At 60.7% G+C, this 26228-nt stretch carries 22 protein-coding genes; 7 read left to right on the top strand and 15 right to left on the bottom strand.

The window, feature by feature from the left end:
* Positions 1-144: 144 nt before the first annotated feature.
* Positions 145-1296 carry a DUF445 family protein gene (locus tag IEX61_RS01595; RefSeq protein ID WP_188816621.1) on the bottom strand — a complete coding sequence of 384 codons (1152 nt, stop codon included), beginning with the start codon at positions 1294-1296 and terminating at the stop codon, positions 145-147.
* Positions 1297-1394: 98 nt separating this feature from the next.
* Between IEX61_RS01595 and IEX61_RS01590 the strand changes: the two genes are divergently transcribed.
* From IEX61_RS01590 to IEX61_RS01570, 5 genes are read left to right on the top strand one after another with little or no spacing between them, the layout of a single operon-like run.
* Positions 1395-2816, top strand: a complete 1422-nt coding sequence (locus tag IEX61_RS01590) for a YheC/YheD family endospore coat-associated protein (RefSeq protein ID WP_188816620.1) — start codon at positions 1395-1397, stop codon at positions 2814-2816.
* Positions 2795-3913: a YheC/YheD family endospore coat-associated protein gene (locus IEX61_RS01585; RefSeq protein WP_188816619.1), complete on the top strand. Its 1119-nt coding sequence runs from the start codon at positions 2795-2797 to the stop codon at positions 3911-3913. The genes IEX61_RS01590 and IEX61_RS01585 overlap by 22 nt, the downstream gene beginning before the upstream one ends.
* Entirely contained in the window at positions 3910-5262 is a 1353-nt protein-coding gene (locus tag IEX61_RS01580) for a YheC/YheD family endospore coat-associated protein (RefSeq protein WP_188816618.1), read from the top strand. The genes IEX61_RS01585 and IEX61_RS01580 overlap by 4 nt, the downstream gene beginning before the upstream one ends.
* A 46-nt stretch (positions 5263-5308) precedes the next feature.
* Positions 5309-6604, top strand: a complete 1296-nt coding sequence (locus IEX61_RS01575) for a YheC/YheD family endospore coat-associated protein (protein WP_188816617.1) — start codon at positions 5309-5311, stop codon at positions 6602-6604.
* Positions 6601-7077, top strand: coding sequence for a GNAT family N-acetyltransferase (locus IEX61_RS01570; protein ID WP_054668881.1), 477 nt, complete (start codon positions 6601-6603; stop codon positions 7075-7077). The genes IEX61_RS01575 and IEX61_RS01570 overlap by 4 nt, the downstream gene beginning before the upstream one ends.
* Before the next feature lie 114 nt (positions 7078-7191).
* Here IEX61_RS01570 and IEX61_RS01565 read toward each other — a convergent pair whose 3' ends face one another.
* From IEX61_RS01565 to IEX61_RS01505, 13 genes are all read right to left on the bottom strand, one after another.
* On the bottom strand, positions 7192-7917 hold the full coding sequence (locus IEX61_RS01565; RefSeq protein ID WP_054668879.1) for a C40 family peptidase: 726 nt from the start codon (positions 7915-7917) through the stop codon (positions 7192-7194).
* Between the two features lie 326 nt (positions 7918-8243).
* The gene (locus tag IEX61_RS01560) at positions 8244-8435 is read right to left on the bottom strand and encodes a hypothetical protein (protein WP_054668877.1); all 192 of its coding nucleotides are present in this window, start codon (positions 8433-8435) and stop codon (positions 8244-8246) included.
* A gap of 130 nt (positions 8436-8565) precedes the next feature.
* Positions 8566-9993 carry a SpoVR family protein gene (locus tag IEX61_RS01555; protein WP_188816616.1) on the bottom strand — a complete coding sequence of 476 codons (1428 nt, stop codon included), beginning with the start codon at positions 9991-9993 and terminating at the stop codon, positions 8566-8568.
* Positions 9994-10020: 27 nt separating this feature from the next.
* A complete protein-coding gene (gene yhbH, locus IEX61_RS01550; RefSeq protein ID WP_188816615.1) occupies positions 10021-11160 on the bottom strand; it encodes a sporulation protein YhbH in 1140 nt (379 codons plus the stop codon).
* A gap of 36 nt (positions 11161-11196) precedes the next feature.
* Positions 11197-13095: a PrkA family serine protein kinase gene (locus tag IEX61_RS01545; RefSeq protein WP_188816614.1), complete on the bottom strand. Its 1899-nt coding sequence runs from the start codon at positions 13093-13095 to the stop codon at positions 11197-11199.
* 239 nt (positions 13096-13334) lie between these two features.
* The gene (locus tag IEX61_RS01540; RefSeq protein WP_188816613.1) at positions 13335-14633 is read right to left on the bottom strand and encodes a methyl-accepting chemotaxis protein; all 1299 of its coding nucleotides are present in this window, start codon (positions 14631-14633) and stop codon (positions 13335-13337) included.
* Positions 14634-14761: 128 nt separating this feature from the next.
* Entirely contained in the window at positions 14762-16096 is a 1335-nt protein-coding gene (locus IEX61_RS01535) for a TrkH family potassium uptake protein (protein ID WP_054668871.1), read from the bottom strand.
* Between the two features lie 125 nt (positions 16097-16221).
* The gene (locus IEX61_RS01530; RefSeq protein WP_054668869.1) at positions 16222-17004 is read right to left on the bottom strand and encodes an undecaprenyl-diphosphate phosphatase; all 783 of its coding nucleotides are present in this window, start codon (positions 17002-17004) and stop codon (positions 16222-16224) included.
* Between the two features lie 138 nt (positions 17005-17142).
* A complete protein-coding gene (locus IEX61_RS01525; protein WP_054668868.1) occupies positions 17143-18306 on the bottom strand; it encodes a glycosyltransferase family 4 protein in 1164 nt (387 codons plus the stop codon).
* Between the two features lie 273 nt (positions 18307-18579).
* Positions 18580-19614, bottom strand: coding sequence for a glycosyltransferase family 4 protein (locus tag IEX61_RS01520; RefSeq protein WP_083462782.1), 1035 nt, complete (start codon positions 19612-19614; stop codon positions 18580-18582).
* Positions 19604-21091, bottom strand: a complete 1488-nt coding sequence (locus IEX61_RS01515; protein WP_054668866.1) for an O-antigen ligase family protein — start codon at positions 21089-21091, stop codon at positions 19604-19606. Before IEX61_RS01515 ends, IEX61_RS01520 begins: the two co-directional genes overlap by 11 nt.
* Positions 21092-21097: 6 nt before the next feature.
* Positions 21098-21574, bottom strand: a complete 477-nt coding sequence (locus IEX61_RS01510; RefSeq protein WP_054668865.1) for a DUF4330 family protein — start codon at positions 21572-21574, stop codon at positions 21098-21100.
* A 21-nt stretch (positions 21575-21595) separates the two neighbouring features.
* Positions 21596-22090, bottom strand: a complete 495-nt coding sequence (locus IEX61_RS01505; RefSeq protein WP_054668864.1) for a DUF4330 domain-containing protein — start codon at positions 22088-22090, stop codon at positions 21596-21598.
* Between the two features lie 166 nt (positions 22091-22256).
* Here IEX61_RS01505 and murJ point away from each other — a divergent pair, with 166 nt between their 5' ends.
* A complete protein-coding gene (gene murJ, locus IEX61_RS01500; RefSeq protein ID WP_188816612.1) occupies positions 22257-23795 on the top strand; it encodes a murein biosynthesis integral membrane protein MurJ in 1539 nt (512 codons plus the stop codon).
* A 41-nt stretch (positions 23796-23836) separates the two neighbouring features.
* Complete coding sequence (locus tag IEX61_RS01495) at positions 23837-24754, top strand: NAD-dependent epimerase/dehydratase family protein (protein ID WP_054668861.1); 918 nt, start codon at positions 23837-23839, stop codon at positions 24752-24754.
* Positions 24755-24804: 50 nt separating this feature from the next.
* On the opposite strand, the gene IEX61_RS01490 is transcribed toward IEX61_RS01495, so the two are convergent.
* Entirely contained in the window at positions 24805-26220 is a 1416-nt protein-coding gene (locus IEX61_RS01490) for a glycosyltransferase (protein WP_188816611.1), read from the bottom strand.
* Positions 26221-26228 lie beyond the last annotated feature (8 nt).

The following is a 26228-nucleotide window of genomic DNA, read 5'->3' as shown; positions in this document are numbered from 1 at the left end:
GATCCCTCCCGAAACGGCGTGTTTCTCTGTTCGTGTTCCCCTGCACACTATTCCCTATCTTCGCGATCCATGCCCCGTTTCCTCCTCCGCAAATCCGCCTCGCCTTCTGCGGGCCATCGATTGCGCGGCCGCTCGGCCCCCGTGCTACCCCAGTCCCAACACAATGGCCGTCTGCACCGCGCCGACCAAACCGCCAATCACGGCTCCGAGCAGGGTGATCCACCGCAGCTCGTGTCCGGCCACCTCCACGATCCGCGCCTCCAATTCCGGGAGCGAGAAGGCATCCACTTCATGCCGCACCGCTTCGGCCAGCGGCAGCGACGCAAGCAGCTTTTCCATGCGCGCGACAAGCCCGTCGAGGACCGCCACCGCAGCGGCGGGCAACCACACGTCCACCACCCGGGCGGGCAAGAGGCGGCCCATCTCGGCCAAGGTCACCTCCCCCAAGCGCGAGGAGGCGAGCACGCGGAGAAGGCGCCGCATCAGGCCGCCGCGGGAGCGCTCCGGCAGCACGGCCAAGAACGTCGCCGCCGGGCGCCGCCACAGTTCGGCCACCAGGGCCCGCAGAAGGCGGGCCAGCGCATCCACCGCCGCCGGCCGCCGCAACCCCTCGGCGAGGGCGCGGGACAGCCCGTGCGCCACCCGCTCCTCCGACAGCAGGACGCCGGCCAACGCCCCCACCACGCCGCGCTGGGCCATCGCCTCCCGGAAGGCCCGGGCCAGCTCCCGCCGTCCCTGCTCGCTGGCCAGAAAAGAGACCAGCTCGTACGCAACATGCGGCGCGGCCCGCTCGGCCAGGCGTTCCGCCCACTCCCGCGCATCAGGCGGCATGAGGGCACCAAGGGACTGCGCGCCCTTTTCCGCGACCCAGCGCCGGAGGGCCGCCACGGCAGCCGCTTCTCCCTCGCGCGCAAGGCGAAGACACAGCCGCAGGGCCTTCCGCCGGATCTCGACCGGCAAGGCGGCCACGATGTCGCGCAGCGAGCGCTCGTCGACCCGTGCTTGGCGCAGGCGGGCACGGACGTGCGCTTCAACGGCGTTCCGCCACGCCGGACTGGCCATGGCCCGCCGCAGTCCCTGGGCGGTGACGAGATGGCGAGCCACCAGATCGCCCAGCTGCCGGGCCAACTCCCCGCGTCGCTTGGGAATCAGGCCGGGCGTAAACGGCAAGGTCCACCGCCCGATCCGCCACGGCGCATAAGGCCGAAACAACATGCGGATGGCCAGGTAATTGGTTGCCCCGCCGATGAATGCACCCATGAGCGCCCCAAATCCAATCTCCAACACCGCGCTCACCGTACCGCCTCCTTTGGTCGAGCCCGATCCGCGCACCGGGCCGCGCAAGCCTACATACGATACAGTAGTCAAACGGAGACAAAGGGGGCGATGGTGCGATGCGCGTCATGCGCGTGTTCGTGCAGGTCGATGCGAATGCCGGCAAAACCCCCGTCATCATCTTGCCCCAAAGCCTAGCGAAGCGCATGGCCATTCCCACCAACGTTCCCCTGCGCGTCTCCTTTGGCTCTCGCCAAGCTGCTGCGGCGGTCGCCATCGGAAGCGGCTCGGCGACGCTCATCCGCCTGAACCCGCCGCTCGCCCAAGCCTTGTGCCTTCCGGGACCCCGCCTGGCGCGCATTCTCTATTTTCGAGACGAGCATCGCCTTGACCTGGGGCCGATCCTCGGCGTTCTGGTCTCCCGGGCGCACGCAAACGAACCGGCACGCCCCTTTGGTCATTTTACCCCGTTTTTCCTCGAGCTGATCGCCAGTGGCGCGCGGCACGGCATGCTGGTCTACGCGTTTACGGCGGAGGACGTCGCCGCCGACCGGTCCACCATTTGCGGTTGGATCTACCGCCACAACGCCTTTCACCGCGCCCGCCTGCCCTTGCCCCACGCCGTCTACAACCGGCTGTCCTCCCGGCTCAGTGAAGGGACCGCCGCCAGCCAGCAGCTCCTCCTTCAGCTGCGGAACGCCGGTGTGGCCATCTTCAACGAACGGTTTTTGGACAAATGGATGGTTCACCGCCAGCTGTCCACCGTCCCCGAGCTGGCGTCCAGCTTACCCGATACCCGACTCTACCAGGGCCCGGCCACGGTAAAGGAACTGCTCGACCGTTATGGCCTCGTCTACCTCAAGCCAACAAATGGCAGCTTGGGCCACGGCATCTACCGCATCCGCAAGGAGAAGCGGCGATTTGCCATCTGGTACACCACGCTGTCGGGGACGATCCGGCGCGTCTTTTCGCGCTGGACCCAGGCCGCGCAGTTTTTGGCGCTGCGGCTCGGCAAACGGCCGTATCTCGTGCAACAGGGGCTCCTGCTTCTCACCTACCAGCAAGCGCCGGTCGATTTTCGCGTGCTGGTGCAAAAAGGGCGAACCGGTGCGTGGGGAATCACCTCCATCGTTGCGCGCACGGGGCCGGCCGGCGGCATCGTGACCAACCTCGCCCGGGGCGGCGCGTCGCTGCCCGCCGCGCAGGCGCTGGCACAGGCCATGCCCCGCTCCGCTCCGCGGCCGTCACTCAGCGCTTTGCGCCAAAAAGCCCTTCTCGTGGCCAAATGCATTGAACAGACCATCCCGGGCCACTTTGCCGAGCTGGGCATCGACCTGGCCGTGGATAGACAAGGGAAAATTTGGGTCATCGAAGCCAACGCGAAACCGTCGAAGATCGAGGAACGGGCGGAAGAACTGCGGTTACCCGCAACACTGCCCCGCCCGCGGCCTTCCGCCCTCCATCTCGCCGATTACGCGTGGTACGTGTACCGCCAACAGGTCACGAGGAGCGAACCAGCATGGCCCCCTGGAGCTCGTTAGGCGTTCTGGCCTTCGCCATGAGCGCAGCGCCCTTTCCCTTCGCCGAGCGGACGTTTTTCACCCAATTGGCGGAAGCCGGGCAGGAGCTAAAGATTCAGGTGTTCGTCCTGGATCCGCGAACCGTCCACCTCGGTTCGCGACGCGCCTCCGGTTACGCTTGGCGAAACGGCCGCTGGCGGCGCGAACCCATCGCATTGCCCGCCTTGCTGTACGACCGTTGCTACTACCCCAACCGCACCGCATACCGCCGTCTGTCGCCTTTTGTTGCGGCGATCAAGGCCTTGCCCCACATCCTGTTCCTCGGCCACGGCTTGCCGCACAAATGGGCGGTCTACCGGATGCTGCGCACCTCGCCCGCGCTTCGCCCCTATCTTCCAGAAACGGCGCCGCTCAGTTCGGCAGCGCTGCTTCGCCTGTGGCTTCGCCGTCATGGGAGCGTCGTCGTCAAACCGCGCGGCGGCGCGCAAGGACGTGGCGTGCTCCGCATCCAGCCGGAGAGCGGCGGATGGCGCGTGGTCGGCCGGGACGGCCACAACCGCCCCGTAGCCCGGCGCATCGCCAGCTTCGAAGCGCTGTGGGCGCATCTCGTTCCCCTTCACCGGTCCCATTCGCTGATTGTCCAGCCGTATCTCGCCCTGCACACCGTCGACCAGACGCCCTTCGACCTCCGCGTGCTGGTGCAAAAAGACGGCACAGGCACGTGGCGGCTGACCGGATCGGCCGTACGCGCGGGCCAACCGGGCAGCCTGACCGCCAACCTGCATGGCGGTGGTCGCGCGCTGGCCACCCAACCGTTTTTGGAGGCCCACTATCCCCACCAAACGGTGGCCCGCATTACTGAGCATGTCCACACCATTGCCACCGTCCTGCCCAGCCACCTGGAAGCGCACCACGGGCGGCTTTTTGAACTCGGCATTGACCTGGGCATCGAACCCGACGGCCGCGTCTGGATCCTGGAGGTCAACTCCAAACCCGGCCGTGCATCCTTTTGGCACACGGGCGATTGGAAGGCCGCGCGGCTGTCGGTCCTGCGTCCCCTGGAGTATGCCCGCTGGCTGCTCATGAGTTCCCCACAAACAGGAGGCCGCTTTTCATGACCACGATCCGCGTCACCCTCCAGCGCCATTCGATCGGGAAACCGGTTCTGTACCTCTCGTCGCCCGTCTTGCGCTCCCTGAGCCTCGCTCCTGGCCAAACGCTGTCCGTACGCTTAGGCCAACGGTCCGCCCTCGTCACCGTCCTCCGGCACCGCGCTTCCGCCTCCGTCGCCGTCGTTGGCGCGCCGGTATGGAACGAGCTGCTCATCCCCCACGGCGGACCGGTCCACCTGCGGGCCAGCGGCAACACCCTTTCCCTCGGGCCGGTGGTGGGCATCCTCACAACCGGTCGAACGCGGTGGCCCCAACAGCCCTTTGGCCTGCGCAGCGCCTTTTTCCGCCACCTGTTGGCCGTGGCTCCGGAAATGGGGTGTTTCTATTACGTCTTCACGCCTTTGGACATCGATTGGGAGAACCGACGCGTGCGCGCCTCCTCCTGGCGGGGAGGACAATGGCACACCGGATGGGCACCGCTGCCCGACGTCGTCTACGATCGCGTGCCCAACCGCACAGCGGAAGCCCTCAAAACCGTTCAACAGGCCAAGCACGGGCTTCACGCCCTCGCCATTCCCATCTTTAACCCGGGATTCTTTCACAAATGGGAGGTCCACCAACGGTTGCTCCGCTTTGCCGACATCCGCCCCCTCTTGCCGGAAACGGTCTTCATGCCTACCGCAGAAGACATTGCCCGGCTTTTGCGCGCCCATTCCAGCGTCTACCTCAAACCGGCCGGCGGGAGCCTGGGCCTCGGCATCTATCAGTTCTTGCGCCATCCGCGCATGGGTCTCCTGGTGCGCTTTCGCCGCGGGGAGAAAAACGTGCTCTACCGGTTTTCCAGCGTGGCCGAGGCGTTGCGCCGCTTGGGCCTCATCCCGCGACTTCCCCGGTACATCGCCCAGCAAGGCATCAACCTCATCACCTATCAAGGCCGCCCGGTCGACTTCCGCGTGCACGCGCACAAAACCCGCACCGACCAGTGGATGGTGGTCGCCATCGGCGCCAAGATGGCCGGGCCGGGCTGCATCACCACCCACCTGCGCACGGGCGGCACGCTGATGGAGGCCCAAACGGCGCTCCGTGCCACCTTTGGCGAACAGGCGAAACACATCTTGACGCGGATTGAACAGGCCGCGCTGCGCCTGGCCCGCGCCTTGGAGACGTCCTTTGCCGCCCCTGTTGGGGAACTCGGCTTTGATCTCGGCGTCGATCGCGCGGGAGGCGTGTGGATGTTCGAGGCCAACGCCAAGCCGGGACGCTCGGTGTTCCACCATCCGAGCATGCGCGAAGCCGATCGCCTCTCCCGAAAGGCCATCCTCGACTACGCCTTGTTCTTGGCGCGTTTTGCTTGATATGGCGTCGCGAGCAGCGCCGCGGCGCTGCGAAAGGAGGACGTGTATGGACCCTCACGCGCATGTGTTCCTCTCCCTTTCCGACCGCCGGTGGCATGTGGTCCATCCCGCTCTGGCCTCGGCGGGCCTCCCGCTCACCTCCGGCGCCCTCGATCAACCGTGGGCGGTCGACGTGCACAGCCGATGGCCGGCCGGCGCCTCGACCGGCCCGCGCAACTGGCGCGGCCGCCTCCTCATCGACCAAAAGCCCGACCGCATCCGCCTCGGTCCGCTCTTGGGCATTCTCACCCTGCGTGACGCGCAGGGCCGCCTGCGCGGCAACGCCGGTCACTTGGCGGCCCTCTGTCAAACGGCGCGTCGGCTCGGGGGCATCGCCTTCGTGTTTACCCCGGACGACGTGGACCGCACCGCCCTAACCGTCATCGGTCGGCTGCCCCATAACGGCCGATGGATTGACGCCCTGCTTCCGCTGCCGCACGTGGTGTACAACCGGATCCCCTACCGCCAGTGGGAACAGCGGCCCGCCGTGCAAGCCTTTCTCGCGTGGCTGGCGGAACGCGCGCACCTCTTCAACCGCGGCTTCTTTGACAAGTGGCAGCTCTTTCGGTGGCTGCGCGCCGCGCGTCCCTTGCGCCCGCTCCTGCCCGACACCGCGCGCGCCACCCCGGCAACGCTGCGCGCGTTTTTGGCGCGCTATCCGTCGGTCTTTCTCAAGCCGTGCGGCGGAAAAGCCGGCGAAGGGGTCCTGCGTGTCACGAAAACCCCGGTCGGCTACGAAGCGATCGGGCAATCGAAAAAGGGGATGCGGCAGTCCGCCGCATTCCCGCGCATTGACGATCTGGAAACGTGGTGCTGGCGGTGGATCGGCCATGCGCCCTATCTGGTCCAACAAGGCATCGAGCTGGCAAAGGTCCGCGGCCAGCCCTTCGACCTGCGCGCCCTGGTGCAAAAGGATGGACGGGGCCAGTGGCAGCTTACCGGCATCGGCGCGCGGGTCGCCCCCGCAGGCGGCATTACCACGCACGTGCCCCAAGGCGGGCGCATCGGCAACCCGCAGGTGCTTCTGGCCCAGGCGCTCTCGTCCGACGCCGCCGCCCGCCTGCAAGACCAGCTCGGTTCGGGGGCCCTGGCCGTCGCGCATACGCTCGAGCGGCACATGCCCAATCTGGCGGAGTGCTCGATGGACTTCGCCGTCGACCGCCACGGCAAGCTGTGGTTCTTTGAGGCCAACGCCAAGCCGATGACCTTCGATGAACCGGACATCCAGCGCCGCGCCTTGAATACGCGCGTCCGCTACGCCCAATGGGCAGCCGGTTTTCGCACCGGAGGGAAGCGGGGATGAAGATCCGCGTCGTCCCCCCTGCGGAGTGGGAGCGGCTGCGCCCGCGCGTTCTCGCTCTCGTGCGCCGCCACGGTGACCGGCGCATCACGCACCGCGCCATCCGCTGGCTGCGCCATCTTGGCCCGGACGATCTCAACCAGCCCGGCACCCTCGTTGTCGTCGCCCAAACGGCCAAAGGCGGCCTCGCGGGATGTCTGGCTGCCTGCGACTACGGGCGCAAGGAGTCGCTCGTCGTCGTCCACCCGGCGTTCCGCCGGCGCGGCATCGCCAAGGCGCTGACCGCCGCCGTCATCCACCGCCTGGGCAAACTGTACGTCCGCGTCGCCGTGGACAACGTTCCGAGCCTGAAAACCTGCTTTTCCCTCGGGATGGTTGCCTTCCGTCTCTTCACCGGCCCAACGGGCAAGCCGACGCTGTGGCTCGGGTGCGGCGACTGGCGGCCCGAGGATGTGGGCACGTCGAGAAACCCGTGAAAACGCGAGAACCCCCACCGCCCTTTTGGGGAATGTGGGGGAATGTGGGGGAATGTGTTCGAAAACCCCCACCACTTGGGTGTGGTGGGGGCTCTTTGTCTCTGCCGGCCTGGCTTACTCGATCACTCGCTTGGCCGTCACCGCCGCGCGCACCCAGTAGCCGGAGAAGCTGTCGTACCGGACGCCGCCGCGCGGGATGGCGTGCAAGATCTTGCCGTTCCCCGCATAGATGGCTACGTGGTCGATGCCGGCACGGGCCGACGACGTGTCGAAGAAGATCAGGTCGCCTTTTTGCAGAGCATTCAGCGAAACCGTGCGGCCGACTTGTGCTTGCTGGCGCGAGCTGCGCGGCAGGGTGATGCCGTTTTCGCCAAACACGACGCGGGTAAACTCCGAGCAGTCAAAGGCGCGGTCGCGCGCATAGTTGGCGCCAAACTTGTACGGTGTCCCGAGGTACTTCTCGCCGGTGGCGATGATGGTGTCAGCCAGGGACGAATCGCGCGGGCTCGGCGCCTCGGTTTTCGGCGCGGCCGGTTTCGTCGGGGTGGTCGCCGGCGCTTCCCATGTCGACGAACCGTTCGTCGAAGCGATCGGTACAGACCCCGCCTTCGTCGCCGGAGTCTTGGTCGGCGAACCGTTCGTCGAGCTGGTCCCCTTGGAAACCGTACCGTTGGTGATGGAAACGAACGTGCCAGGCTTCCCGGTTTGCGACGTTACAGATTTCCAAATATACGCAAACGACGCTGCTTCTGCACTTGGCGCAATCATCGAAAACGTCAGGCTTGTGGTGAGACAGATGGCTCCCAACGTCTTCCACGTCTTTCGCGCGTGGTTGCGCACGCTATCCCTCCTTCAAGGCGATTTTGCTGATCACCCTCCCTCGTCCCGTTGGCAACACGCAGCCGCGACACGGCTTGTCCCTTCCGTTTGCGAAGGCTTGTCCCTTTCGTTGCGGGCGGCCCGCCGACAGTTTCAGGGTACCATACCCCTTCCACCAAGCCAACCCAAAAAATATGGAAATTAAATGGAAAATCATTCAGCAGAATAATGTATAATTTTAATAATTTTATAACGAAAGCAAAACAGGCTCCGCCAAGGGGAAACCGGATCCCCTTTGGGAGCCTGTTCGGCCGTCGATAGAGCAATGGATTGGCAGAGGAAACCCCTCAGCACCAACCGAGGTCGCAATCCTCCGCATACGCGGACGTTGAGGCCCCAACGCCCTTCTGCTGGAGATCCGTCACCGGAAGCAATCGGCAAATCCCACGCCGATCGCAGACAAACTTGCCCACCACCCGATCGCCTTCGTACAAGAGAATCGTCCCGTTTGCGAGCCGGGCCACCAGATCGCGTTCCATCGCCACCCCTCCTTTCCGCAACACCTCTCCCTTTAATTTAAACAAATTTCTTCTTTAGAATCAATATAAATTAGGATCGGCGTGCCAGATAACAAACCGGGTGTCCCGTCCCTCGGTACGGGCACCCGGGTCACAAAAACCGGCGATGCACCTTTTTGCCGTCATACGTAAACAGCACGCTGCGGCTTTCCACCACCGTCTCGAGATGGACGGAACGCCCCCACAGCTGGTACACATAGGGCAGCGTCTTCTCCAGGTACTTGATGTCCAATTCCACCCCTTCGTAATGGTGCTTGAGGTAAAGCTCGCCGTTGCGCAGGTAATCGCCGTCCTGCACGGTGATGTAGGGAAACCCGCCGTTGACGCGCAGCGCCACGAGCTGATCGCGCACGGTCTCCCAGGTTTTGTCGGTGATCACCCATTCGTTGCCCGCTTTCGCGTACAGGTAGAGGTCCAGTTCCTCCACCAGCTCTTTCGTCAGGTAGTCGCGCAGAAAGGACGTGTCGGAATCCAGCTCGCGCACCTCGAAGATCTTCCGCCGCCCCTGGCCGCTCCGACGCCCGAAACGCCGCTTTTCCTCCTCGGTGGGGTGATCCCAGCGCCGCTCAATGTCCTCAAAGATGCGGTACCCGAGCAAATATGGGTTGATGGTGGTGCGGGAGGGCTGGATGACGGCAGCGTGCAGGCGGGCGTACTCGATGATCTCGTCCTCGGTGAGGTCGAGTTCGCGCATGATGCGCGTGTGCCAATAGGTGGCCCACCCCTCGTTCATGATCTTCGTCTCCAGCTGCGGCCAGAAGTAGAGCATCTCCTCGCGCAGGATGGTCAGGATGTCGCGCTGCCAGTCCTCCAGGACGGTGCTGTACTCCTCGATGAACAGCACGAGGTCCTTTTCCGGCTCCGGCGGAAACTTGCGCTTCTTGATCGGATCGCTCGCCGCCGCGCGCGCCTCGGCGCCCGTTTCATCCAGCTTCCACAGGTCGTCGTAAGGCGTGCGGGGCTTTTTGAGCTCTTCCCCCTGAGGCGGCTCGTGCCGCTTCCACCGCAGCTTGGGCCGCAAAAGGCTCGGGTCGATGTGCTCCTGAATGGCCATCGCCGCATCAAGGAAGCGCTCCACTTCCAGCTTGCCGTACTGGATTTCGTAGGCCCGAATGCGCTCCGCGCTTGCGGCCATGCTTTCCACCATGTCGCGCTTGGTGTTGGCAAAGCGCACGTTGTTTTTGAAGAAGTCGCAGTGGGCCAGCACGTGGGCCACAATCAGCTTGTTTTGGATCAGGGAGTTGCCCTCCAGCAGAAAGGCGTAGCAGGGGTTGGAATTGATCACCAGCTCGTAGATCTTCGACAGCCCCAGATCGTATTGCAGCTTCATCCGATGGAAGGCTTTCCCAAAACTCCAGTGCGAAAAGCGCGTCGGCATGCCGTAGGCGCCAAAGGTGTAGAGGATGTCGGCCGGACAGATCTCGTAGCGCATCGGATAAAAATCAAGGCCAAAGCCTTTGGCCACTTCGGTGATCTCGGCGATGGCCCGTTCCAACGCCCGCTTCTCGTCGTCGCGCATCCGGATCGCCTCCTCGCGGGCACCCCGTCAATTCGCCTTCTTCGGGTTGCTGAAGAACGTCTTGAGGGCTTTGTACACGTCGGCCTTCTCCCGAATGATGCAGTGGAGGAATTTGGGATCCTTGATGTGCCGGTAGGCCGACATCAGGGTACTGTGCCGATTGTACTGGTTGACCTCGGCGTAGCCGAAGAGGTTGCACCGGCTGATCAGCTCTTTGACCAGGCGCACACAGCGCTCGTTGTCCGAAGTCAGGTTGTCGCCGTCGGAAAAATGGAAGGGGTACAGGTTGTATCGCGAAGGCGGATAACGGGTATCGATGATTTCCAGCGCCTTGCGGTAGGCGGACGAGCAAATCGTGCCGCCGCTTTCTCCTTTGGAGAAAAAGGCTTCCTCGGAAACCTCTTTGGCTTCCGTATGATGCGCGATGAACACGATCTCCACCGACTGGTATTTCGTGCGCAGAAAGCGGGTCATCCAGAAAAAGAAGCTGCGCGCACAGTATTTCTCGAAGGCGCCCATCGACCCGCTGGTGTCCATCATGGCGATGACGACGGCGTTGGTGTGCGGGCGGATCACTTCCTCCCACGTCTTGAAGCGCAGGTCGTCGACGGTGATGCGGAAGGGCTTGCCGGCCAGGGCGCTGCGCTTGAGGGCCGCAAGGAGGGTGCGCTTCTTGTCGATGTTGCCCATCAGCCCCTTTTTGCGCACGTCGTTCCACCGGATATCCTCGACGACGAGGTTCTCCATCTCCTTCTGCTTCAGGTTGGGCAGCTCGAGCTCGGCAAAAAGCATCTCCTCGATCTCCGCCACGGTGATCTCCGCCTCATAGTAATCGTCGCCGGGAAGATCGCCGGCGCCCTTCCCCTTGCCCGGTCCCGCTGTCTGGCCGTCCCGCGCGATGACGTCGCCGACGCGGGACTTGCCGTCGCCCTGGCCGACGTGCGGCTGCTTTTGCCAGTTGTATCGGAAGCGGTACTCGTCGAGGCTGCGAATGGGGATTTTCACGACGTCGCGGCCGTTCGACAGGATGATGCTCTCTTCGGTAATCAGGTCGCCGAGGTTGTCGCGGATCGCTTCTTTCACCTTCTCCTGGTGGCGCATTTGATCCTGGTAGCCTTTGCGGTGGAGGGACCAGTCGTCCTTGGAAACGATGAATTCGGGGTTCATCTCGGTTCCCCCCTTTCCGGCCGTGTGGTGCCGCGTCTACCGGTTGAGCAGGCTGCCCACGTAGCGAAGCAGCTCGTTGGCGCAGATCGGGCAGTAGCCGTGCTCGTCGATCAGCCGCTTCGTCACCTCGTTGATCTTCTTCAGCTGGTTTTCGTCAGGAACCTTCGAGGACGTGGTGATCTTGACGACGTCCTTGAGATCGGCGAACAGCTTCTTCTCGATGGCCTCCCGCAGCCGCTCGTGGCTGTTGTAGTCAAAGCGTTTGCCCTTGCGCGCGTACGCCGAGATGCGGATGAGGATCTCTTCGCGGAAGGCCTTCTTGGCGTTTTCGGAAACGCCGATCTGCTCCTCGATCGAGCGCATCAGCTTTTCGTCCGGCTCCACCTCTTCGCCGGTGATCGGGTCGCGCAGCTTCGTCTCGTTGCAGTAGGCCTCCACGTTGTCAAGGTAGTTGTCGAGGAGCGTCTTGGCCGACTCCTCGTAGGAGTAGACGAAGGCCTTCTGCACCTCTTTCTTGGCCAGCTCGTCGTACTCCTGGCGGGCGATGGCGATGAAATTGAGGTACTTTTCGCGCATCTCCTTGGTGATGGAGGGATGCTGATCGAACCCTTCCTTCAAGGAACGCAGGATGTCGAGGGCGTTGATGCACTCGGTGTCGCGGCGGATGAGCGCGCTGGAGATGCGATTGATCACGTAGCGCGGGTCGATGCCCGTCATCCCTTCGTCGGGGAACTCGTTGCGCAGTTCCTCGACGTCGGCGTCGCGGTATCCTTCCACCGCCTCGCCGTCATACAGGCGCATCTTCTTCAAGAGGTCCATGCCCTGCTTCTTCGACTCCTTCAGCCGCGTCAAGATGGAGAAGATGGCCGCGGCGCGCAGAGCGTGCGGGGCGATGTGCACGTGGCCGAGGTCGCTCTGGCGGATCAGCTTCTCGTAGATCTTTTCCTCGTCGGAGACGCGCAGGTTGTAGGGAATGGGCATGACGACGATCCGCGACTGCAGGGCCTCGTTCTTCTTGTTGGCGATGAAGGCCTTGTACTCCGCCTCGTTGGTGTGGGCGACGATCAGCTCGTCGGCCGAAATGAGGGCGAAGCGACCGGCCTTGAAGTTCCCTTCCTGCGTCAGCGACAGGAGGTTCCACAGGAACTTCTCGTCGCACTTCAGCATCTCCTGAAACTCCATCATCCCGCGGTTGGCCTTGTTCAGCTCGCCGTCAAAGCGGTACGCCCGCGGGTCCGACTCCGATCCGTACTCCATGATCGTCGAAAAGTCGATCGAACCGGTCAAGTCGGCGATGTCCTGCGACTTCGGGTCGGAGGGGCTGAAGGTGCCGATGCCAATGCGCTTGGCCTCGGACAGGAAGATGCGCTCGACAAGCACGTCTTCCACGCGCCCGCCGTATTCCGTCTCGAGGCGCATCTGGCAGTGCGGGCACAGGTCGCCCTCGATCTTCACCCCCAGCTCCTTTTCCACCTCGGGCCGCAGGGCGTGGGGAATGAGGTGCAGGGGTTCCTCGTGCATCGGGCAGCCCTTGATCGCGTACAGCGCCCCTTCGTCGGTGCGCGAATACTGCTCGAGGCCGCGTTTGAGCAGCGTGACGATGGTCGACTTCCCGCCGCTCACCGGTCCCATCAAGAGCAGAATCCGCTTGCGCACGTCGAGGCGCATGGCCGCCGCGTGGAAATACTCTTCCACCAGCCGCTCGATCGTGCGGTCGAGCCCAAAGATTTCCCGGCTGAAAAACTTGTAGATCTTGCGCCCGTCCTCGGTTTCCTCCACGCCGGCGCTTTTGATCATGTTGTAAACCCGGGCGTGAGCCGTCTGGGCAACCTGCGGATTTCGGCGTACAATCTCGAGGTATTCGGCAAAGGTGCCTTCCCACCGCAACCGCTCTTCCTGTGCGCGGTATTCCGCGATGCGTTTCAGGATGTCCATGGGGGAGCCTCCTCTCATCATGGCCTTGCGCGCTCCTCCACCCATACGCTCGAGCCGATTCCCCTCGCCCTGACAGCAACCGTTCGTGGTCCGATCCCGGGTGCAGCGTGTAAAAAGGTTCATGTTATGTGTATGCGGGGCCGGCCCTTATGTTGCCAACAAGCAGCCGCCGGTCCATGATTATATTTTAGAATTTTCTGTATAAACGAGCGCTGCTGCGGGCCGCTTCCCGACCCGCATCAACCGCTTATTTTCTCCTCCTCATCGGTTTGAAACCGTTCGATGAGGAGGCGCAACGCCTCGGCCATCTCGCGCAGCGCATTGGCCGAAGCGAGCATCTCTTCACTGGACGCCAGCTGCTCCTGGGCTCCGGCGAGAATCTCCTGGGCCTGTTGGGCCCAGGTTTGGGCCGTCCCGTCTAGGCTGGCCACCGCGTCGACCAGTTGGCGCGAACGGCGCTCCAGCTGGGCAACCAAATCGGCAATGTGCTGGGCTTCACACGCCACGCGCTCGGCCCATTCCACAATGCGGTGGTACGGCTTCCCCGCTTGCTCCACAGCGACCTTCGCCGTCTCCACATCGGCCGCCAACGCGGTCATCGCTTCCGTTACGTCATGCATGTCCCGCTGCACGTCGCGAATCAGCTGGGCGATCTGCTGCGCGGAAACAGCAGACTGTTCAGAAAGCTTGCGCACCTCCCGCGCCACAACGGCAAATCCGCTCCCCGCTTCTCCCGCACGTGCCGCTTCGATGGACGCGTTCAGCGCAAGCAGACGGGTTTGCTCAGCGATGTCGGTGATGACCGCCACAATCTGCTCGATCTCGTTTGAACGTGCGCCGAGGGCCTGAACCTTTTCCACCGACGCACGCATCGACGCCGCAATGGCCAGCATGTGGCGCGCGCCTTCCTCCACCCAGACGCGTCCCTGGCCCGCTTCGGTCGTTACGCGAGTGGCGGATTCATTCGTCACCCGCGCTTGGTCGGCCACCTGGCCAAAGGCGCGGGTCATCGTCTCCAGTTCGGCCGCGATCCGCTTGGTCTCCTGCAGCTGACCATCGGCACGCTCGGCCGCCTGCTGGATGGCCGCGGCAATGCGCTGGCTTCCGGCAGTCGTTTGGTCGGCACAGGCCGACACCGTTTGCGCGGACAGGGTCACCGACTCCACCGATTCCTGCACGCGACGAAGGAGTTCCGCCCATGTCTTCGCCATCTCATTGAGCGAGCGGGCCAGAACGCGGAGGGAGCCGGCCCGCCGTTCATCCGCCTGCACGGCCAGCTGTCCTTGGGAAAGCCGCTCAATCTGGTCGATCAACACCCGCATCGGCCGCACGAAGCGCCGGTAGTTGGCCCCGCCAATCGCAGCCCCCAGCACACCGCCCGCCACCGCAACCCCGCCCAGCGTAAGCCAACGCGCCGCCCCAGCAATGTCGTTGCCGGCCACCACGACCCAGCCAATCGCAGTGGCTCCTGTCATCGCCAAACCAACCGTGCGCGCCAGATAACGCACCGCGGAGACGGTTTGCGCCACGTCCTTCACCTGCCCCTGCTCCTTCAAAAACGCCTTTTTTGTTGGTTTCGCCGTCTCCGCGACGTTTTCCTGCTTTTTGCCCTTGTGGGACCCGCTTGTCCTTCGGTGCGGCTTCCCTCTCCCACAGACCGTCTCGGTTACCCGACCAGCACGTCTTCCTTCGGATAGCGAATGGGCTTGGCACGCGGCGGAATGGCCAGGGCATACGCCACCGTCAGCGGGCCCACCCGGCCCAGGAACATGATGACGCTGATGACCAGCTTCCCCAGCGGACTCAGGTGGGGGGTGAAGTTGAGGGACAGCCCCACCGTGCCAAAGGCCGACACCGTTTCAAAGAGCAGCTTGTGAAGCCCGGTCCCGTCGGGCTCCGTGAGCGTGAGCAGAAAGCTCCCCGCAAACACGATAACGCCGCCAAAAAAGACGATCGCCAGCGCGCGAAAGACCACATCCCGGCTGATGCGCCGCCCCATGGCCTGGACATCCTCGCGGCGGGTCAGCACGCTCCAGACGGCCAGGATCAGGACGATCAAGCTGGTTACCTTGATCCCGCCGGCCGTCGAACCGGGGCCGCCACCGATGAACATGAGCAGCATCGTCCAGTAGACGGACGAGTCCGTCAAACCGGCCATGTCCACGCTGTTGAACCCCGCCGTGCGCGGCACGACGGCCATGAAGAACGCGTTGAGCCACTTGTCGCCCCATCCCATCGGCCCCAGGGTCTTGGGGTTGTCCCCCTCCAAGGCCAAAAACACCAGCGTCGAGCCGATCAGCAAGGCCGCCGTTCCGATCAGCATCATCTTGCTGTGCAGGGAGAGGCGGCGCACGCTCTTTTTGCGCACGATGTCCAGGATGACCGTGTACCCCAGGCCGCCCAGGATCACCAGCGCGGCGATCACCAAGAGGACGGACGCGTCATGGGCAAAGCCCATCAGGTTGTCGGACCAGAGGGCGAACCCGGCGTTGTTGAACGCCGACACGGCATGAAACAGACCATAGAACAGCCCGTTTCCCACACCGTATTCCGGAATGAACCGCGCCGCCAAGAGGAGGGCGCCGCATCCTTCCACCACAACGGTGATCACCGCGATCTGTTGGGTGAGGCGAATCAACCCGCTCAAGCTCACCTGTCCATAGGCTTCCTGCAGCACGAGCCGCTCGCGCAGGCCAATCCGTCGCCCCAAGAGCACGGCGATGAGGATGGCGATCGTCACAAAGCCGATCCCGCCCACCTGGATCAGCAGCATGATCACGATCTGGCCAAAGAGGGTAAAGGTGGTGGAGGTGTCGACGACGGTCAGCCCGGTCACGCACACCGCCGATGTCGCCGTAAACAGCGCGTCGATGAAGGAGATGCCCTCATGCGTCGAAACGGGAAGCCACAAGATGAAGGCACCGAGCAGAATGAGGCCGAGAAAGCCCAACGCGAGCAGTTTCGCCGGTTGAACGTGAAAGGCGTTCTTGATCTCAGGCATCCACGATGGCCCCCTTCATCCTCCTGCCACCCTCCAGTCTCTCCATTCGTAGCACGTCCATGATCCGCCCGTCAAGAAAAAGGCCCCGTGGCAAAGGCCACAGGGCGGAGAAGCCGTCTGGGCGATCAAAATCGACCCGTAAACTGGGCGATCAGGACGATCGCCCCCAGCAGCCACACGTACACGGCAAACCCTTTCAGCGATCCGCGCTGGAGGATGGCGATCATCCATTTCACGGCCAGGTACCCGAACACGGCCGACATTGCCGTTCCGATGAGCAGCGAACTGAGGGGGATGTTCTCCACCTGGCCCTGTACCAGCTTCGCTCCCTGGTACACCACCGCCCCGGCGATGGCCGGGATGGAAAGAAGGAAGGAAAAGTAGGCCGCCGTCGCCTTGTCGATGCGGCGAAAGAGCGCCGCGGCGATGGTGAGCCCCGAACGCGAGATGGCCGGGAGAATCGCCGCGCCTTGGAACGTGCCGATGATCAACGCGTCGGTGTAGCTGATCTCGTCTAGCGTTTTGCGTCCGCGGTCCTTGATCCGGTCCGCCAACCAGAGAACCGCTCCGGTAACGAGAAACTCCCACCCGATCGTCACACCCGTTTTGGAGATTTCCTCAAAAAAGTCTTCAAAGACCAAGCCAATGGCCACGGTGGGAATCGTTCCAACCACCAGAAGGCCCGTCAACCGGCTGAACGGCTTCTTGGCCAGCTGCACGAGCGTGTCCCAGTAAACCGCGATGACGGCGATCAGCGTGCCCAAATGGAGCATGGTGTCCAGAAACAGGCCCGCTTCGTTGAGGCCAAACAGGTGGCGCCCCAAGTACAGATGACCGGTGCTGCTGATCGGCAAAAACTCCGTCAAGCCCTGAATGATGCCGAGAATTGCCGCTTGCAACCCGTCCATGGCTTCCACCTCGTGCCCATTTAAATTGATGAGGCCATACGGGACAAGCCTACCACGGAAGACGGCGGGCCACAAGCCCCAAAAACGAAAGAGGGGAGGGGGCAACCCTTGTCGAACCGACAGAAAAGGCCGTCCTCTTTAGCGACGGCCGGACATCGACTTCTTCCCAAACGCCTGCGCTTGCACCAGCTGCTCGTAAACCTGAAACGTTTCTCGCGCCATGCGTTCCGCAGAAAACGCGTCACGCACGTCACGAGCCGCTTGCTGTGCGAAGCGCGCACGCATGACCGGATCCCGCATGACGGCGATCATCCCCTCCGCCAGGGCCACATCGGATCGAGGGGGCACTAGCCAACCATTCTCCCCATGGCGAAGGAAATCCAATATCCCTCCCACCGCCGTGCAAACGACCGGGAGACCCATGGCCATGGCTTCGAGAACCGACAAGCCAAGTCCTTCGGAAAACGACGCACTCACGTACGCGTCAACGTTGGCCAGGCAGTTCGGCACATCGCGACGAAACCCTGTAAACGTCACCGCGTCGGCAATTCCCAGTGTGCGCACCTGTTTCCTCAACCGTTCCCGTAGGGGTCCATCGCCGATCAGAACCAGGTGGGCGCGCGGTTCAAGTTGACGGACCCGAGCAAACGCCTCGATGAGCACCGACAACCCTTTGACTTCCACGAACCGCGCAACCGTCCCCCATACAAAGGCATCGGCGGGAATTCCCCATTCCTTCCGTAAACGCGGATACGTCCGATCAGGGGAAAACCGCTGGACATCAATCCCATGGTGAATGACACTGATGCGCTCGGGGGGAACGCCTTCGGCCACCAAGTGGTCGCGAAGGGTGCGGGAAATTGCGATGAAATGGTGGTTCCATCGACGCGTCCGCCGTTCCATTTGCGCAGCAACAAAATAAGCCAGAGGATTGGGATAATCGTACCGAAGCATGCTGTGAACGGTCGTGATGAGGGGAATGGCCGTCTTCCGTGCGGCAAGGCGCGTAAAAAAATTGGCCTTCACGCCGTGGGTATGCACCAAATGAGGCCTTACCCTCGCCAACAACGCCGACAATCCACGCCACAACCGAACGTCCAATCGGCCAAAAGGGAGAACGGTCAGGGAAAAGCCGCGCTCCCGAAGCTCCTGGGAAAGCTGGGCTTCGTAGAAACAGGCGAGATGCAGGTTCACCGGATAGGATGCCGCGCGAAGATGGGTAAACAGCTGGACCAAGTATTCCTCCGCGCCACCGTATTCCCCTCCGCCGATCACGTGCAGCACACGCAGTTGCTGCGCCATGCAAACCACATCCTACACCAAGAATCTCAGGCTTCGTTGAAAGGGTTCCGTTGCCCTAACACGCAACCCGTAGGCCAAGCCCGTATCGTTCCATCTGTCCCCGGTGCTGTTCACATTTTATCTCACCCCGAATTTTGTCCGCAATTGCCGTGCAGGATTTTTCACATCCCCGAACAAATCGATCGGGAAAAAACGAGAGCACCCGAAACCGGTGCTCTGAAGGCAAACCGTTTCCCCAATGCGTGTGCGTCTGACGCCGCCTGGTCCTTTTTCCTATCTGTATAGTTCTAAGATGGCTTCTACGGCATTATCTGGTTTTAAAGGATTAATTTTTCTTCCCTCTCGCAAGATGGTGCGCGCCTTCTCCTCGAAATCCTCAAGGTTGCGATTCTGGAACACGACAACGTGCTCCGGCCGCTCAACCGCGTCGCTGGCCAGCACGGGAGTCCCAAACATCAGCGCCTCACGAATCGAAAGGGCATCGCCGTCCGAAAGGGTTGGACGAACAAACAAATCCGCCCTCTGCAACAAGGGGTACAATTCCATCTGTTCCTGAACGAACAAAAAATGGTTCGTCAGACCGTACGATTCCACGCGCTTCTTCAATTCCTCAAGATAATGTGCATCCACAACCGAAGTGATGCAATACACGAATCGAATATGGGGAAACTCCTTCTTTAACCGGTGCGCCAATTCTACACAAAGATCCGCACCGTAGAGATCCTCACCTTTAAAAAAGTTTCCCACGCATCCGTTGGCCACCACGAGCGGTGAACCGTCGCGAAGAAACGTTTGAACCGACGGAGGAAGCGAAGGAGACTGATGAGGCCCATCGTTCGGCGGAATGAACGGCGAAATGACGAGAATCTTGTGCCGGGGGATCCCGATCTTGGCGATCTTCTCCGCCACTTCCTCCGATACACAGATAAAGCGATCGCCCAGCCAACCGGTCATGCGAATGATCGCCTTTTTCCACCAGGGCAACGCTTCCGTCTCCCCGCGATAACTGTGAAAGGTAAAAAGAACGCGTTTTCCCCGCAGTTTTAACAGAGAAAGGAAGAAAAGAACCAGCCAACGCGAAAAATGGCAATGAATGACCGACTCCGTCGCGGTAAACCAATACTTTAGCACCCACTTTTCGATTGGACCGGTGTACACATACGGACGATCTTTCTGCCCGAGCGTGTTGTCGTATACGGTATAGGGGATTCCCCTCCGATCCAACTCGTTGCACAAGCGCTTGATGTGGATGGAGATTCCGCCAATGGGCGGGGGGTAGACCCCGATGAGCGCCACTTTATTCTTCATCGGCGTATTCACCCCGTGTGGCAAAACCGTACGTTGCCGCTCCTAAGGCCAAGACGGCCCAGAAGGCAAAATCCACGCGGTATTGCCTCCAGACATCCTCCGTCAATCCGGCAATCGACAAGGCAAGAATCGAGGCGAACAACCCTTTGGCCATCAGGTGGATGTACCCAAGCGCACCGTCGGCGGAAAACATGACCTGAACAAGACGCTTGAAGCTATTGTAAAAAAGGAATATCACACCAGAAATACCGAGTATCCCTCCCATCACAAAATGATGAAGATAGATGTTGTGGAAATGAAACACGCGAACATCGTTGATCATGTAATCCGCGTAGACGTGCAAAAAGGTTTGGCTATCCGCGCCAATTCCCGTCAACCAAAAATCGCGGATCATGGAGAAGGCGGCTTTCCAAGCCAGAAAACGGTAGGTGCTCGAGGAGTCATGGGCGTCAAAAATGGATGCAATTCGATCTAAAACCACGTCTGGCAAAAAATTCAATCCGATGGCTCCCGCGATCAGCCCGATCAAGAACAAACGACGGCTAATCAGAAGCGCCAATACACTTCCGCCAAGAAACAGGGCAAGCCATGCTCCCCGGGAAAACGTCAAGACAAGCGCAAGGCACAGCCCTCCAAACATGACGGCGTATCGAAAACGGAGCATCCAGGAGTGACTCTGCCACAACAACACGAAAGCAAGAGGAATGATCAAGACGAGATACTGCGCAAAACTGTTTGGATTTTCAAAGGTGGCAAAGGCCCGTTTGCTCAAGAGGGGGTTTGAGCGAACATCCACCCACTTTAGGCTGGTATACTCCAAGGTCAGATACTGATAAATTCCGTACAGGGAAATCAGAAAGGCTCCCAAAACCAGGGCAAGGGTGGCCCTTTTCAAATCCCCAGGAGTTTGAATGAGAAAAACGATCACACCATACAGCACAAAACTGACAACGTAGTACAGGAAATAATGGCTCAGGCTTTCCTTTATCCCTGGAGATGCGAGAGACGTCAGCAAAAAGAAGAACAAGAACACGCCCACGCCAACATGAAACCGATTGTTCAACGCCGCCAAAAGGCGTTTTTGTGTTACACCATTGAACACAATGGAGAGCAACAGGAAGGTAAGGAGCACCAAAAGCGGTCGGTACGTAAAGAGCGGAAGGAGAAAGAGCAAGATCATCAGCCCACGCGTTGCGTTGTGCAGGGCAAGCATGAAGAAACCCGCGTAGAGCATCACTTCATAGAATGCCTTTCCCTTCGCAAGGAAAGCATCCGGGAAGAACAACATGCCGTATTGCCCGAGTATGGCCAGAACCAAAAATCCCCATGCCAACCCTTGAAGCGCGGGTTTTCCTGCCCACGGCCGAAACCGTTGCAGAACCGAACCTCTTGCCACCTGTTGGCATACGACCTCAAAAAATTGCGCACATCCATGCAAAACACGTTCGCCCAGCCAATGGGTAAAAGACTGCGTCATGGCGCCTCATCCCTTGTCTTCAATCGAAATGACGCGCGTCGGCAAGTAAACGCGATGCGTATGAACAACCAAGTACTTGTTTACGAAAAGGACATTGTTATCCACAATGACGTTGCCGTTCAGCGAAACAATTCCGTTCGTTGTGAGGGTAAGGTACACATTGTAACGATCCGGAACGATCCGTTCAGTCAGCTCTCCCGTGTGGAGATTTGTTGCGATCGCCGTCGCCGGTTTTACCGAAACCCGCACCACTTGCCCAATAGGGGAGAGGGATCCCTTCTGATAAACGAGATCTCCCACACGAATGTGCTTCAGCACGAAGGGGTATTGCTGCTCAGCGCGAAGGACAATCTCCAGTTCGGTATCCTGAAACGTTAAGCGTTGGGCCATCATCAATTTTTTCGCGAAGAGAACCGCGAGAACAACAACAAAAACAACAATGATTGCGTCTATAAACGTAAATTTCCATTTACGATTCGACATGGGAGGGTCCCCTTTTAAGCCTTATTTTACCTTTATGTCTGAAATCACGCCTTTCAGCGCATATTGCGGTCCCTTTACCTCAATTTCAACCCCCACCAACATGGGGATATCGCCAATCGTCAAGGTTTCGTTGCTTTTCGACGCTTGTCCAACCACATCCAGATACACCATGTACTTGTCCGGTACCTTGCTGGCAACCCACTTCCCATCAGCGGTGGACGTGAGGAGTACCGCTGGCTGTTTGCGAATCCCAACGATTTTCCCCAAAACGGCGCTGTTCTTGCTCAAACGAAGAAGATCGCCTTCCTTGATCTTTTCCACTACGAAGGGATGAAGGGCATTCCCCCAAAGCGTGAGGGTAACCTCTTGTTTTTCCTCTGAAAGGATTGGAAGGGTGTCATTCTTTGTAAATTTTACCACAGCAAAGGCGACGGCCCCCAAAAGCAAAAGAATAAGCGCGAGGTCGATGATGTTGATTTTCCCAAAAACCTTCCCGTTCTGATCGATGATCCGCACCTTTTGCTTCCTCCCCTAATGCCGCTTCAGCCTTGCTCGCCATTTAGCATAGCATACTCCTTCGGACATTGCGAATCCCCCGCGTCTCTTCTATAATAGTGAATCGACAAACCCAAAGGTTCCAACGACCATAAATTGCCATTATCCAACGAGGGACTGCGAAGGGATGGCCACGTTCCTACTCAGATCTGCCATCGTGATTATCGTCCTTACGATGATAGGACGAGTCATGGGACTTGTCCGCTCTATTTTTATTAGTCACGAGTTTGGCACTTCCTTTGAGGTGGGCGCCTTTTATACGGCGTTTACCATACCCAACCTTGTTTTTTTGTTTGTACCGGGGGCAATAAATGCCGTTTTTTTGCCTTCTCTAAAAAAATACATCATTCAAGGCAAATTCGATGAGGCGCGGGCCCTATTTCAAAAAGTTTTAACCGTATCCCTGTTGATCTATTCCCTTTTTACGGCGGTCGCTTGGCTCTACGCCGATCCGATCATCGCCTGGATGACACCCGGGATCCCCGTGCATGAGCAGAAATTGGCGGCCAATCTTCTGCGTTGGATGCTGCCGTCCAATCTCTTTATCGTGCTCATCGGTTTGTTTTCCAGTACGCTGAACGTTCACGGGCAATTTGGGTTGCCTAATTTTGGGTCGATCGTCAACAGCCTCATTGTCATTTTTTCCATCTATTTATTCGTTCCCCTTCTCGGGATTCACGGATTGGCCATCGGGACAACCTTGGGATTCGCCGGTGCTGCACTGATCATGTTGCCCGCGTTGATCCGAAAACGGTATTCGCTCGCGCCAAACTGGCAATGGCGCGATCCGGAACTGAAAAAAATCGGCGAACGCTTTTTGCCCATCCTTTTGGGTTCGCTGATCACCTCCCTGAACGAAGTGATCGAAAAATTTCTCACATCCGATTTCGGCAGCGACAAAATTGCCGCGTTAAGCTACGCGAAGCAAATTTATCAGGTACCGCTTGCGGTCTTTGTCGGCGCCTTTGCGATGCCGATCTTTCCGTTGCTGGTCGAACTGATCAAAAAGCATGCCTGGCAAGAGGCCAAATCGGCACTTGAAAAGACGCTGACGTATATGTTGTTGCTCCTGCTTCCGACCACCGCGGGTCTTTGGGTATTGGGCGAGAAAATCGTGGCCCTCTTGTTCCAGCGCGGCCAGTTTGACGCGTACTCCACCCACATCACCACCTTAGGCCTGATTTTCTTCGCGTTAGGCCTCTATCCGCTTGCCGTGCGGGACATCCTGACCCGCGCGTTTTATGCTCTGGAAAATACCGTCATTCCCGTCGTTGTTGGCGTTATCCAAATTGCGGCCTACGTTCTGTCCAGCCTAATGTTCGCCCGATATCTTGGATTTTCCGGTGTCGCGCTTGGCTGGACGGTCGGAGCGATGGTCAACGTGTTGTTGTTGGGGATGCTTCTTTGGAAAAAAATCGGCCGTTTTGTTGGCCGTGTCTATCTTCTTTCGAGTATAAAGGCCAGCGTCGCCACAGCGGGAATGGTTGCCGCCCTGAAAGGCATGCTGATCGTCACTGACGATTGGCCCCTGTTTCTGGAAGTGCCTGCGGCCATTCTTCTCGGAGCGATGGTGTATGGGGGCCTCTTGCTCATGTTAAAAGAAGAGCTCACGGTCGATGTGTGGATACGGCTTCTTAAACGGTTACCGAAAGGGTTGCGGCTGTAAACGCTGATTCCATTCACATCCAAACAAGTGAGGCGACGCGTATGAAAGTGTTAATCACCGGAGGGGCGGGTTTTGTCGGTTCTCACCTTGCCGAGGCGTGTCGCGATCGGGGATACCAAACCCACGTGGTGGACAACCTGTCGACCGGACGAAGGGAAAACGTACCGGATGGCGTTCAGTTTTGGGAAGCGGACATTACCTCTGACGCCCTGGTTGACATCGTGACGACCCTTCAGCCGGACGTGATCTTCCATCAAGCTGCGCAAAGCTCGGTGCCCGTATCCCTCAAACACCCGATCCATGACGCCCACGTGAACATTCTTGGGACCCTCAAGCTGTTGGAAGCGGCTCGTAAAGCGAATGTGAAAAAAGTCATTTACGCGTCCTCGGCTGCCGTATACGGCAATCCCGCCTCTCTGCCCATCGACATCGATCACGCGATTCAGCCGTCGTCTTTCTACGGCATCTCCAAATGGGTTCCGGAGCTGTACCTTCGTGTCTATCGGGAGTTGTACGGGCTTGCGTTCACCGTCCTCCGCTACGCCAACATCTACGGTCCGCGCCAGGCAGCCCATGGTGAAGGAGGCGTTGTGGCCATCTTCGTGGACCGCGTGCTCAAGGGCGAGCCTCTCGTCATTCACGGCGACGGTCGACAAACACGAGATTTTGTCTACGTCACAGACGTCGTGGAAGCCAACCTCGCCGCCATTGAGCGAGGAGACGGAGACGTGCTCAATGTCGGAACGGGGATCCCCACGTCCATATTGGAACTGGTCAAAACGCTGGAAGAAGTCGTGGCGCATCCCATTCCGTTTGTTCACGCTGACCCTCGCCCAGGGGATATTCGTTACAGCTATTTCAACATCAAGGACACCATCCAGAAATTGAACTGGAAGCCACGCGTCACGTTAAAAGAAGGATTGAAAGAGACGTTGGCGCGTTGCGGATGGAAAGCATAACTGAAAAACGACAAGGCTGTTGCCGCGGTTTTGGCAACAGCCTTGTTGCGTTAGGAAAACGATGCCATGGCCGGCTTTCTCTGCATCGTCAGCTCATCCAGCAGCGCCGCCAGCGCCCGCGCCTGCTCGCGCCGCTCGTAGAGCGCATAGGCTTCCGGCGGAAGGACGCCGCTTTGCTGGAGTTGCCCCGCCTTCCAGCGCCGGTAGAACGAGGCCACGGCCCGTTTCATGCCGGGCAAATCGTCCGGCCGCACCACTTCGCCCAATCGGAAGCGTTCCACGATGGACGCGGCCTCGCCGGGAAGGGTCAGGGCCAAAATGGGCCGCTGCACGGCCATGTATTCGAACAGCTTGCCCGGGATGTAGGCCCCGGACCCCGGCGCCGTGTCGCCGACGAGAAGCAGCACATCGGCCCCCTTGAGCAGCGCCAGCGCCCGCCGGTGCGGCAGGTGGCCGAGCACCTCGACCACATCGGACAGGCCAAGCTGCGCCACGGCGTCGGCATTGTCCGTGTAGCCGGGGTAATCGAACACGCCGGCAAAGCGCAACAGGATGTCCCGGCGATCGATCTCCCCGGCGTCGATCAGTTCGCGCACCGCGCGCAGGAAGAGCCGCGGGTTGCGCTCCTTGTAGAAAATGCCCGCGTAGGCAAAGACGCATTTGCCGGGCACGCGGTCGGCCTCGATGCCGACGTAATCGGCGGCGTCAAACCCGTTGTGGATCACTTCCAGGCGCTGGATGACGTCGCCGTGCTTCTCCCGAAAGCCCTCGGCAAAGGAACGCGTCACCGTGAGCACGACATCAGCCGTGGCCATCACGCGCCGCTCCATGCGCGCCTCCAGCGCCTCCCGCCAGCGGATCCCGCTGCGGTGCATGTTCTGCGTCCACGGGTCGCGAAAGTCGGCCACCCATGGCAGGCGCCGACGGCGGAGAAGGGCCAGGGCCACCAAGTGGTTGGTGTTGGGCCCGGCCGTCGACAGCACGGCATCGATGGGATAGCGCGCCAGCATCTTCTTTCCTTCACGCACGGCCGGGATGTACCACAGGATCTGGTCGTCGGGGATGAGCACGTACTTGCGCGCCGTTTTGAGCAGCTGCACCGCCCGCGCGCGCAGGGAGGCGGCCAGCGAAGGAGCGCCTTGGCGCGTGCCGGCGGCCTCCGAACCGCCGCCCTTTGCCCGATCGGCGCCGCCTGCACCGCCCGGGGCCACGCCCCCGCCGCGGGCGACCAGCTTCGCCAGCCCCGGCGGGACCCACTCCGGCACGCGGTGCACGACCACCTCCGGGGGAAGCTGATCGAGGAGCGACGGGTCGAGGGAGACGTGGGCCACGGGATCGACAGCCAACACGTGGGGGCGCCAGCCAAACTCCGGCAAATACTTGGCCATCTTCAAGGCCCGCTGCACCCCGCCGCCGCCAACGGGTGGAAAGAAGTACGCCACCAGGAGCAGGTTGCGCACGCCCATCCCTCCCG

Source organism: Calditerricola satsumensis, assembly GCF_014646935.1.
Lineage (GTDB): Bacteria > Bacillota > Bacilli > Calditerricolales > Calditerricolaceae > Calditerricola > Calditerricola satsumensis.
The sequence above is the reverse complement of the archived record's forward strand: the minus strand, read 5'-3'. Positions and strand labels throughout refer to the sequence as shown.

What these genes read in the sequence shown, in the direction of transcription:
- IEX61_RS01590 (WP_188816620.1), top strand. Translation starts at nt 1,395, where the DNA reads ATGCGCGTCATGCGCGTGTTCGTGCAGGTCGATGCGAATGCCGGCAAA.
- IEX61_RS01585 (WP_188816619.1), top strand. Translation starts at nt 2,795, where the DNA reads ATGGCCCCCTGGAGCTCGTTAGGCGTTCTGGCCTTCGCCATGAGCGCA.
- IEX61_RS01580 (WP_188816618.1), top strand. Translation starts at nt 3,910, where the DNA reads ATGACCACGATCCGCGTCACCCTCCAGCGCCATTCGATCGGGAAACCG.
- IEX61_RS01575 (WP_188816617.1), top strand. Translation starts at nt 5,309, where the DNA reads ATGGACCCTCACGCGCATGTGTTCCTCTCCCTTTCCGACCGCCGGTGG.
- IEX61_RS01570 (WP_054668881.1), top strand. Translation starts at nt 6,601, where the DNA reads ATGAAGATCCGCGTCGTCCCCCCTGCGGAGTGGGAGCGGCTGCGCCCG.
- IEX61_RS01560 (WP_054668877.1), bottom strand. Translation starts at nt 8,435, where the DNA reads ATGGAACGCGATCTGGTGGCCCGGCTCGCAAACGGGACGATTCTCTTG.
- IEX61_RS01555 (WP_188816616.1), bottom strand. Translation starts at nt 9,993, where the DNA reads ATGCGCGACGACGAGAAGCGGGCGTTGGAACGGGCCATCGCCGAGATC.
- yhbH (WP_188816615.1), bottom strand. Translation starts at nt 11,160, where the DNA reads ATGAACCCCGAATTCATCGTTTCCAAGGACGACTGGTCCCTCCACCGC.
- IEX61_RS01545 (WP_188816614.1), bottom strand. Translation starts at nt 13,095, where the DNA reads ATGGACATCCTGAAACGCATCGCGGAATACCGCGCACAGGAAGAGCGG.
- IEX61_RS01535 (WP_054668871.1), bottom strand. Translation starts at nt 16,096, where the DNA reads ATGCCTGAGATCAAGAACGCCTTTCACGTTCAACCGGCGAAACTGCTC.
- IEX61_RS01530 (WP_054668869.1), bottom strand. Translation starts at nt 17,004, where the DNA reads ATGGACGGGTTGCAAGCGGCAATTCTCGGCATCATTCAGGGCTTGACG.
- IEX61_RS01525 (WP_054668868.1), bottom strand. Translation starts at nt 18,306, where the DNA reads ATGGCGCAGCAACTGCGTGTGCTGCACGTGATCGGCGGAGGGGAATAC.
- IEX61_RS01520 (WP_083462782.1), bottom strand. Translation starts at nt 19,614, where the DNA reads ATGAAGAATAAAGTGGCGCTCATCGGGGTCTACCCCCCGCCCATTGGC.
- IEX61_RS01515 (WP_054668866.1), bottom strand. Translation starts at nt 21,091, where the DNA reads ATGACGCAGTCTTTTACCCATTGGCTGGGCGAACGTGTTTTGCATGGA.
- IEX61_RS01510 (WP_054668865.1), bottom strand. Translation starts at nt 21,574, where the DNA reads ATGTCGAATCGTAAATGGAAATTTACGTTTATAGACGCAATCATTGTT.
- murJ (WP_188816612.1), top strand. Translation starts at nt 22,257, where the DNA reads ATGGCCACGTTCCTACTCAGATCTGCCATCGTGATTATCGTCCTTACG.
- IEX61_RS01495 (WP_054668861.1), top strand. Translation starts at nt 23,837, where the DNA reads ATGAAAGTGTTAATCACCGGAGGGGCGGGTTTTGTCGGTTCTCACCTT.
- IEX61_RS01490 (WP_188816611.1), bottom strand. Translation starts at nt 26,220, where the DNA reads ATGGGCGTGCGCAACCTGCTCCTGGTGGCGTACTTCTTTCCACCCGTT.